Origin of the sequence: Sphingobium fluviale (genome assembly GCF_004122115.1) — a bacterium.
Lineage (GTDB): Bacteria > Pseudomonadota > Alphaproteobacteria > Sphingomonadales > Sphingomonadaceae > Sphingobium > Sphingobium fluviale.
Map to the genome: position 1 here is coordinate 134847 of NZ_SBKP01000009.1, position 8240 is coordinate 143086.

Below are 8240 nucleotides of genomic sequence, written 5' to 3' on the forward strand. Positions count from 1 at the left end.
CTCCTTCCACGCCCGCCCCGGCCCGGAGAGGTGGCAGAGTGGTCGAATGCGCCGCACTCGAAATGCGGTTTACGGGCAACCGTAACGTGGGTTCGAATCCCACCCTCTCCGCCATTTCTTGCAAAAAGGACGAAATTCTGCCATAGGTGGCGGATGTCCAATGTTTCAGATCACGACTTGATACAAAAGCCTGATACAAAAGGCGGAGATGAGTTGGTGCGTGGCCTTGGCCTAAGAAGGCGCGGAAACAGTTGGGAATATCGCCGAGGCGTGCCTCTGCGGCTGCGAGAAATTGTTGGTCACCGAGAGATAGTGAAATCCTTTGGGGACATTTCCTATGCTGATGCAAAGCGGGATGCCGCCATCTGGCGTGTAAATACTGATGCCCAGTTTTTGGATGCTGAGCGGAAGCTTAGGAATAGGACGTTTCTAGGAGACCTCTCCGATGCGGAGATCAAAGCGATAGCCCGGCGCTATTTTGCTGTGCTAGAGGAGGAGGTCTTTGACCCAATCTCCGAGACCGAACGTCTCAGGCGCAAGGAAGAGAATGCTCGCGAATTGTATGAGATATTAAGTTCTGGGGGGCCGGAAGACCCCGCTATTCAGGCCATCGCACGTGGTGCAGCTAATCTCGCTGGCGTAACGACTGAAGGCGCGGGGAAGAAATTTTTCCTTTTAAGCGAAGCGGTTCACTCAGCCTGTTTGGAACATCATCGCCGTCAGGCTGACCGTTTAGGCGGTAAGCAGGAAGTGATATACAATCCGGCTTTTGATGACGCCAAAGTAAATGAAGTCTTGAAGGTGGCAAATCAGGGGCCAAAGCTAGCAGAACTAATCGACTTATGGGAAAAAGACGGGGATAGGGCACCAAAGTCCATCTCAAAAATGAAGTCGGTCGTGAATGACTTCAAGCAGGTTGTCGGCGATCTCGGTGCTATGCAGATCGGGCCTGACCAAATTCAAGCCTACAAGGTCCATTTGATGCAGACAAATTTGTCGCCCAAGACTAAGGCTGACAAATTGAACATGATGCAAGCACTATTCAGTGCGGCTAAGAACAATCGTTTGATATCCGAAAATCCGTGTTCGGGCATTCGCGTGGCAATCCCAAAGAATGTGCCAAAGCCCCGTGTTCCCTTCTCGGTAGCCGATCTTACCAAGTTTTTTTCTGGTCCCGTGCACACGAAAAATGTCCGTCCCGAAGCTGGGCGGGGTGAAGCGGCTTACTGGCTGCCTATCCTTTCATTGTATACAGGTGGACGGCTTAATGAATTGGGCCAGTTGCATGTCTCGGATATTGAGGAAGAAGCATATGTGGGCGAGGATGACACGGAGCAAAGCACTACGGTGATTTGGTTTAGAAGTGATGGTGGTGAGGGAAAGCGTATGAAAAACGCATTTAGCCGTCGCCGCATCCCCATGCACCGCGACCTGATAAAGCTCGGTTTCATGCAATTTGTAAACGAGGCAAGGCGCAAAGGCCAAATTCGACTATTCCATGATCTTCCTATGCCCAAGCAAGGTAGTGTAACTCATACCTATACGAAATGGTTCGGGCGATACCTCAGGTTTAAATGCGAGATACTGGATAAGCGACTGACTTTTCATTCCTTTCGGCATTTTTTCAAAGATAATTGCCGCCGCTGTGGCATCCCTATGGAAGATCATTATGCGCTTACAGGGCACAAGCCCGCAGATGAGGGTGCAGGCTACGGTAACGATGACTATCCGATTGATGGGCTGGTAAGGGCGATAGAACGATATCGCGTGCTGGGTTTTGTATTACCGCCCCGGCCTCCCAGCCTTTCGGATGACAGCTAATTATGTTCTCGAATGGACATTAAAGCCATAAACGAACTGAACAGGACACGGAAAGATGGGAACGAAGAGCGCATGGACACCTGAGCGTAGGGCGCGACAGGCCCAGATCATCAGGCAGACGCAGCCATGGTTGCACTCGACCGGACCTCAAACGGAAGCGGGTAAGGCAATCTCGTCGCACAATGCTCAGCTTCGGCCAGAGATTTGGCAATTGCGGGCGATGCTTGCTGAGGCCCGCATTCATGTATGCTTTCTACATGGTCGCCTGCGTATGCCTTCGTGGCCAAAGGCGAGGGGATCAAAAGGGCGGTCTTCTATCGGGGAAGCAATCGTAGACCAGCTGCCACAACGGTCACACCGACGCAGGCGGAGGTGATCCTCCACCTGCAACATGTTGCAAATTGGATCAGGCGAGGCGCTGCAACCGGGGCCGGAAACTGTTGACGAACTGATTAGCGGCCTTCGCCATCCATTCGCGCTGTGCTGCCTCGGACGCCTCGTCCCACGGTTGAGGCGAGCGATGGGTTAAGCTCACACTGGCCACATCGTCATCGCGCCATTGCGGTGCATCCAGCCCAGCCGAGATGAACTCTTCTGCTATGGATTGCTCACCAGCGCGCAGTTCCGAGTATATCGCTGCACCTTCAGAGCTGGAAAAACGTATCTGCGCGCCCAAGCCTCCTTCGCTGCTGCTCCGATATACATTGACGTAGAGATTGGCGGGCAGGGGAACACGCACCCAGCCGACGCCACCATTACGGGCCTGCGGCTGACCGGGATCGTCAAAACGCATCTCGGCGATGAGGCGTTCGGAAAACTTCTTCCAAGCCGCTCCTGTGTCAGATGGGCCACGCGAACTGGCAATGGTCGCAATGCGTTCTACCGGCATGACGGCGTCGATAGTGATGCCCGGCACCTCGCTGCGGATCACATGTCGCTCGACTGTCACCGTCTGCGCCAATATGCGGGGATGGACAATCGTCTGATCGGCACAGCGATATTCGGCGAACTCGACCAGCCCAAACGAGAAGGCCAGCCCCGGTTGATCGCGCAGATATTCACCGATGCGCTGTGTCCCCTCTGCGATGCCGTCGCCGACCACAAGCAACAGGAAGCGACCAGCCGCCAGATCACGCGAGACCCGATCCACGAAATCGGCCTCAGATAATATGCTGCCAGCTTTACGGGCCAGATCGTATAGCACGTTGCCTTGCCGCTTCGTGGCAATGGATACCTGCCGCTGGAGGTCTTCATAGCCGTAGCGGCTCAGTTCGCGGGCATAATCCAATATCTGCCCCACCACCTCCCGGCGCGCCTGCGGATTGCGCCATAGCTTACATTCTACGACAATGAGCCGTCCGTTCTCGTCGATCAGCAGCACGTCAACAAAGCCCACGCCGGGAATGCTGAGTTCGATGGTAACGGTTGCCACGGTGCCGTAGCTGGGATCGATGTCATGCACGGGCAGCAGTGCGGGGTGAGCGGCAATCAGATCGCGGAGATCGGCCTCGCGGCGGGCCTCACCATGCGGTATGCGGTGGACAAGGCGGATGTCTGCATCGGCATCGATGATGGCGAGGCTCATTGCGCAGGCACCGTGATGGTCTTACCGCCGATCATGTCGAGGTTAATGGGGCCATTCGCCCCGGCAAGCATCTGCTCTATCGCGGAGGCAGGCATGCCCTTGATGGCGATGCCGTTGATGCGCGTTATGACCATGCCGGACTGGATGCCTGCTTTTGCACCGGAACTGCCGTCCGTAACATTGTTAATATAGGCACCATCCGGCATCATGGTGAGGCTGAGACCCAAAGGAGCTGCGCTGGCCGGTGCATTGTCGCTAGGTGCGGCTGGGAACATGCCGTGGCGGCAAGCGTCCGAAACCATGTCATAGCCAGTGGCTTTGCCCAGCTCGACATAGAGCACCTGATCGTAATCTATGACGATGGCAAACAGCGTGTCGCCGACATAGCCGCCAAAGCTGTTCTTGCTGTTGACGATGCCGCAGGTGGAATAGCCATACACCCTTTTGTGCATGAAGGGCGTGAAGCCGCGCTGTTTATATCCGTAGGGCCATTTGAATTGCGCTGAGGACGGATCGATAAGGCGCGCTCGCACCGCTGCCTCGCCAAGCTCCTTGTAGCGTTTCCAATCTGGGGGCGGACCATAACTGTCGGCTACTATCGGCTCCTTCTTGGCCCATGCAGGCGATGCGATGGCAAGCGGTGCCATGGCAAGAACCAGTGCAGTCCAGCCGCGAAGGAAAGGTCGATATGTCTTCGTCACTGCGTCACCCCCAAATGGCGACGCTGGCCCTCGGCTTTCTCGTCGCACCTATGTCCACTTGGGGCGACGGCCAAAGCCGGATGTTGGAAACCTACTCATCATAGGCGCATGCGCCTTTACCGGCGGACCGGCTGGACATGCGCGCATGCCACCCGGCCTCCGAATTTCGGTGACCGAGCTTGATGAGAGGGGTTTCCATGCCCCACTCCCCGGCTTTCACGAGGAGCGAGCTGAGATTGCGTGTTCAGTCACGCAACGCAAGCTGAAAATGTGCGCTGACAAAGGGAGCAGTCCAACGAACATGAACGCACTGGCTGGAAGCGCACCAAAATCGCATATTTTGATAGGGTAATCATGACTGGCTTTGGCGATTGTCGGCTTAAAGCGGACTGACCAGACACGACAATATATTAGCCATGACTTTATCGACAATTCTTCTAAGTCGTTCCATCTAGCGCGCCGAGCATTCGCTGACCGAGCAACTCCACAGTGGCAAAGTCCGCTAACACCTGAGCGTGAAAAACTATGGGCGGTCGATCAGTATTGAGCGAATGCTGCATCCAAGGGCGAAACGAGCACAAGCTATCGCGCTCACGTTGCAACCTCGTATGCCCCTCAAAGTCATATCGCATCAGTGCCACGTGAGCTTCATGTTCAAGTTTTTGATATTCCTCGATCTTTTCCGGCGGGATAGTGAACGGTGGTATATAAAGAGGAATACGATGTCCTAATGAATGGCGAAATGCTTCCAAATATCCAAACCACTCATCGCTATCTCGTAATAGTTGTTGAAACTCAGGCGGAAATGATTGTCGGACGTGGTCCTTATCAGCCGTTAGCCCGATCCTCCCATTAGGTAGCGGACGATTATTTGAACCAACTACGTTGCGCTCGTGAACCCAAACAAAAGCTAGGTTATCTAATGCGCCGAAAACGTTGAATACAAATGCCTGAACATGGATTGTGATTGTATCTATAAGCGTCCTATCGGGCAATCCTGCGAAATCTGGCGGCAAAACTTCATAGATCGTTTTGATGCAATGTCTAAGGGTGCCCAAGCGTCTACAAAACCCGTTGATTGAATATTCCTCTGCCGTGGCAGAATTATATTTACGAGACATGTAGCTTTGTATGAGCGATTGAGCGCGCCCCTCTACCGTTCCGGCGGTTTCGATCAGCTCGACAATTTGGTCTGGAGTAAAAACCGGCATTTTGGAGCATTCTCTTGGCGATATAAGCCGAATATTGTCTACACGCATAACCGACAAGATTTTTAGGACGAAATCCGTGCCCACTTGCTGAAAGAGGGTGGGAGAATAATATTGGATAGGCTCCGAACGGACATTGCGGGCCTTCGTTCTGGGGTGCATTATGGCTATATGGGGTGGAAGACGGCCTAGTTGACAACGTTGCGGATGGAGAACACGGGGGCGTGAAACTCATACTGGGCGGCATTAACGGAGAATATCTGGCCGACATTCTATTGCAGGCCGAACTTGTCAGAGATGGCTACAGGGTTACGGAAGAAGTGTGGGCGGCGGTAGCTTACGCCTCCGGTCTCCATCATTCTGGCATGCTTTTGAGGTGGTGCTTCGAGAATGAGATACCACTCAAATTTTGGGGACGGCTTGACGATACTGTGCCGGTGGCCATTGAAATTCTTGACAAATTCCTGAGTATTCGGTCGCCAGACTATATATGCAAACTCGTCAAACATCATCATGCCAAGGTGATCTGGTGGCGTGGTTTCGGGGTCTATATCGGATCGGCTAATCTCACCTACAGCGCATGGAATAAAAATGTGGAAGCCGGTTGCTTTATCGAAGAAGCAGAAATTGACCCTGAGCAGGAGGCCGCCCTGCGCGACATGTTTGACCGCCTTGATGAACATGCGTCGCCACTAACCGACGAACTGCGCAATCTGATGGTGGAGCGAGCAAAAAAGCTCGCGCATGCCGAGGTCGATGCGAAGGATTTCTGGTCTCACACGGCAGTAAATGACTGGCAGGGCGTTATCGTAACCAGCCGCAAAAAGTCGAGCGAGAGGCAGCGAGATAGTTTCCTTACAGAGTGGAACGAGACGCTACAGGTTTTAAGAGATATCGGGCATCGTGTAAGCGCGCCAGAAGCGCGTCCCGCTTGGGTAGACCCCAGCGCATCGCCGGGGGCGCAAGCAGACCAGTTTCTTCACGCCCATTATTATCATTGCACGTTCGACGGTAGAAGGGCGAACTACGCCCAGCATTTTGAGAAGAATAAGTTGCGTCGGGAAGCGGCGTTGCAAGATGCGCTGACTTGGTGGAAGTCACTACCATCGGCTCCATCCGACAGTCCGGGCGAGGATGTCGTAATCAATTCCACTTCTAAAGAACTGGCAAATTACCTCGCTCCCGACAGGCTTATCAATCTGACGAAAGACGAGTTCAGACTGGTGGCGGGCAAGGTGCACGCAATGGTGGATTTTGCCCGTCGCGCCCGAAATCGCATGGTCAACCTGCCCGATGGCCGCCCTTACACGATACCGGAAAAGCTCGACGCCCTTTGTGAAACAATATGGGGGCAAACTACGGCGAATGGCAGAAACGTGCTGGGTGTTCTCAGTCACATCCTTTATGAAGGTGGTTCAGACCAACTTCCTCAGCGATTATGGGAGGCGATTGCTGACCCTGCATGGAAGATCGACGGCATGGGTATCAGTGCAATCGGTGAGATGGTTGGTTGGGCCGTGCCCGATAGATACCCTCCTCGAAATGGGCGCACTTCGAAAGCGCTTCGATCGTTAGGCTACGACGTCAAAGTGCATGTCACATAGAACGACATCCACCCTGAAATATTTGCAACCACTCGCACGAAATCCGTTCTCGACAGATCACTTTGCGGACCTGAGTTTCTGAAAAAGTCCTATAGCTTTGCGGGCGCATGAGGACACGAGGGATTGGTCATGACTTGCAGTATGAAGGGGTATTGGAAAATTGAGCGACGACTGTGAGGAACATGACGATATGGGTCAACCTGTTGCTTTGAGCGATATCGCGCCGATCATCGATCAGGCGCGCGATTGCGCCGTCGAGTATTACAGACTGACCCGTAAGCCGCTCGGTATCACCGGAGAGGTCGGTGAATTTGAAGCGGCCCGTCTCCTAGGTCTGACACTACTGGCTGCGCGCTCGCCCGGCTATGATGCCATTGCACCCGACGGGAGAAAGATACAGATCAAGGCACGGCTATTTGATCCCACCGTTCGCCTGACAGGGCAGCGGGTCGGATCGATCAAGGTCGCCAGTGAGTTCGATGCTGTTGTCCTCGTGATGCTGGACCTTGCCTATCAGCCTTGGATCATTTGGGAGGCTAGCCGCACTGCCGTCATCGATGCGCTGCTCGCTCCCGGTAGCAAATCAAGAAACGAACGTGGTGCCATGTCCGTTGTCAAGTTCAGAAGCATTGCCGCCGAAGTATGGCGTCGCGAATAGGGGGCACACAAACGCGCTTACGTCCAATGGTGCTGCCTGTCCGAACACGTCAACAATCGCCGACATTTCCTGTTGCGTTCATAGTGCTACGGGCGGCATGACCAGATGACCAAAGACAACCGACCAACGATATTAGGCGCTTTGACGGAGGCCCGAAATGATTGAGGCAGTTCAGGCAATACAGAACGCAATCGATATTGTCGTAAAGTTGCGCGATCTTTCCAAGAAAGTTGGCGATGCTAATTTCAAGATGCTTCTGGCTGACCTTTCAAGCGACCTAGCCGATGCAAAGTTGGATGCCGCCAGTCTTAAGGCGGAATTAGCTAGGCTTCGTGATGAGAACTCTGAACTCAAAGCTCGGTTGACACAGCGTGACAGCGACAAGCCGAGCGCGGTAGATGAAGTCTATCGGTTTGAAGGTGATGACAACTCCTATTGCACCGCGTGTTATGACGTTCACGAAAGGAAGGTCCGTCTGAGGCGCATGACGGGTGAATGGACGGTATTTGGCGCTTGGGAGTGCCCGTCCTGCAAGGGGGACTGTCAGGATTTCCGTGTGTGGGCGGGTATAATGGGGAAGAAGGAGACCCACTATGTCCCGACGCAAGGAGCCGTTGATTCCGGCTGATTTACTCGACCAACTGCTCGCTGGCGGCGATGCCG

The 8240-nt window shown here is 53.9% G+C and carries 7 protein-coding genes and 1 tRNA gene; 5 read left to right on the forward strand and 3 right to left on the reverse strand.

Going from position 1 to position 8240, the window contains the following annotated elements; translation table 11 throughout:
- The first annotated feature begins 24 nt into the window (after positions 1 to 24).
- Together EQG66_RS10495 and EQG66_RS10500 are read left to right on the forward strand one after the other, a co-directional pair.
- A tRNA-Ser gene (locus EQG66_RS10495) sits at positions 25 to 114 on the forward strand.
- A gap of 39 nt (positions 115 to 153) precedes the next feature.
- Entirely contained in the window at positions 154 to 1821 is a 1668-nt protein-coding gene (locus EQG66_RS10500) for a site-specific integrase (protein ID WP_129404533.1), read from the forward strand.
- A 406-nt stretch (positions 1822 to 2227) separates the two neighbouring features.
- Here EQG66_RS10500 and EQG66_RS10505 read toward each other — a convergent pair whose 3' ends face one another.
- From EQG66_RS10505 to EQG66_RS10515, 3 genes are all read right to left on the reverse strand, one after another.
- Positions 2228 to 3406 (reverse strand): PDDEXK family nuclease, encoded by a 1179-nt coding sequence (locus EQG66_RS10505; RefSeq protein WP_129404534.1) that lies wholly within the window; start codon positions 3404 to 3406, stop codon positions 2228 to 2230.
- The gene (locus EQG66_RS10510; RefSeq protein ID WP_220428656.1) at positions 3403 to 4053 is read right to left on the reverse strand and encodes a PDZ domain-containing protein; all 651 of its coding nucleotides are present in this window, start codon (positions 4051 to 4053) and stop codon (positions 3403 to 3405) included. Before EQG66_RS10510 ends, EQG66_RS10505 begins: the two co-directional genes overlap by 4 nt.
- A gap of 491 nt (positions 4054 to 4544) precedes the next feature.
- Positions 4545 to 5318 carry a hypothetical protein gene (locus EQG66_RS10515; protein WP_129404535.1) on the reverse strand — a complete coding sequence of 258 codons (774 nt, stop codon included), beginning with the start codon at positions 5316 to 5318 and terminating at the stop codon, positions 4545 to 4547.
- A 221-nt stretch (positions 5319 to 5539) separates the two neighbouring features.
- Here EQG66_RS10515 and EQG66_RS10520 point away from each other — a divergent pair, with 221 nt between their 5' ends.
- The 3 genes from EQG66_RS10520 (at position 5540) to EQG66_RS10530 (ending at position 8205) form a co-directional block, all read left to right on the forward strand.
- Positions 5540 to 6919 carry a phospholipase D-like domain-containing protein gene (locus EQG66_RS10520; RefSeq protein WP_220428657.1) on the forward strand — a complete coding sequence of 460 codons (1380 nt, stop codon included), beginning with the start codon at positions 5540 to 5542 and terminating at the stop codon, positions 6917 to 6919.
- 190 nt (positions 6920 to 7109) lie between these two features.
- Positions 7110 to 7577, forward strand: coding sequence for a DUF6998 domain-containing protein (locus tag EQG66_RS10525; RefSeq protein WP_129404536.1), 468 nt, complete (start codon positions 7110 to 7112; stop codon positions 7575 to 7577).
- Positions 7578 to 7734: 157 nt separating this feature from the next.
- A complete protein-coding gene (locus EQG66_RS10530) occupies positions 7735 to 8205 on the forward strand; it encodes an FtsB/FtsL family cell division protein (protein WP_181951800.1) in 471 nt (156 codons plus the stop codon).
- The last annotated feature ends 35 nt before the right edge of the window (positions 8206 to 8240 follow it).

Bases quoted from the DNA above. Each gene is read 5' to 3' on its own strand.
- EQG66_RS10500 (WP_129404533.1), top strand. From the start codon at position 154: ATGTCCAATGTTTCAGATCACGACTTGATACAAAAGCCTGATACAAAA.
- EQG66_RS10505 (WP_129404534.1), bottom strand. From the start codon at position 3,406: ATGAGCCTCGCCATCATCGATGCCGATGCAGACATCCGCCTTGTCCAC.
- EQG66_RS10510 (WP_220428656.1), bottom strand. From the start codon at position 4,053: ATGGCACCGCTTGCCATCGCATCGCCTGCATGGGCCAAGAAGGAGCCG.
- EQG66_RS10515 (WP_129404535.1), bottom strand. From the start codon at position 5,318: ATGCCGGTTTTTACTCCAGACCAAATTGTCGAGCTGATCGAAACCGCC.
- EQG66_RS10525 (WP_129404536.1), top strand. From the start codon at position 7,110: ATGGGTCAACCTGTTGCTTTGAGCGATATCGCGCCGATCATCGATCAG.
- EQG66_RS10530 (WP_181951800.1), top strand. From the start codon at position 7,735: ATGATTGAGGCAGTTCAGGCAATACAGAACGCAATCGATATTGTCGTA.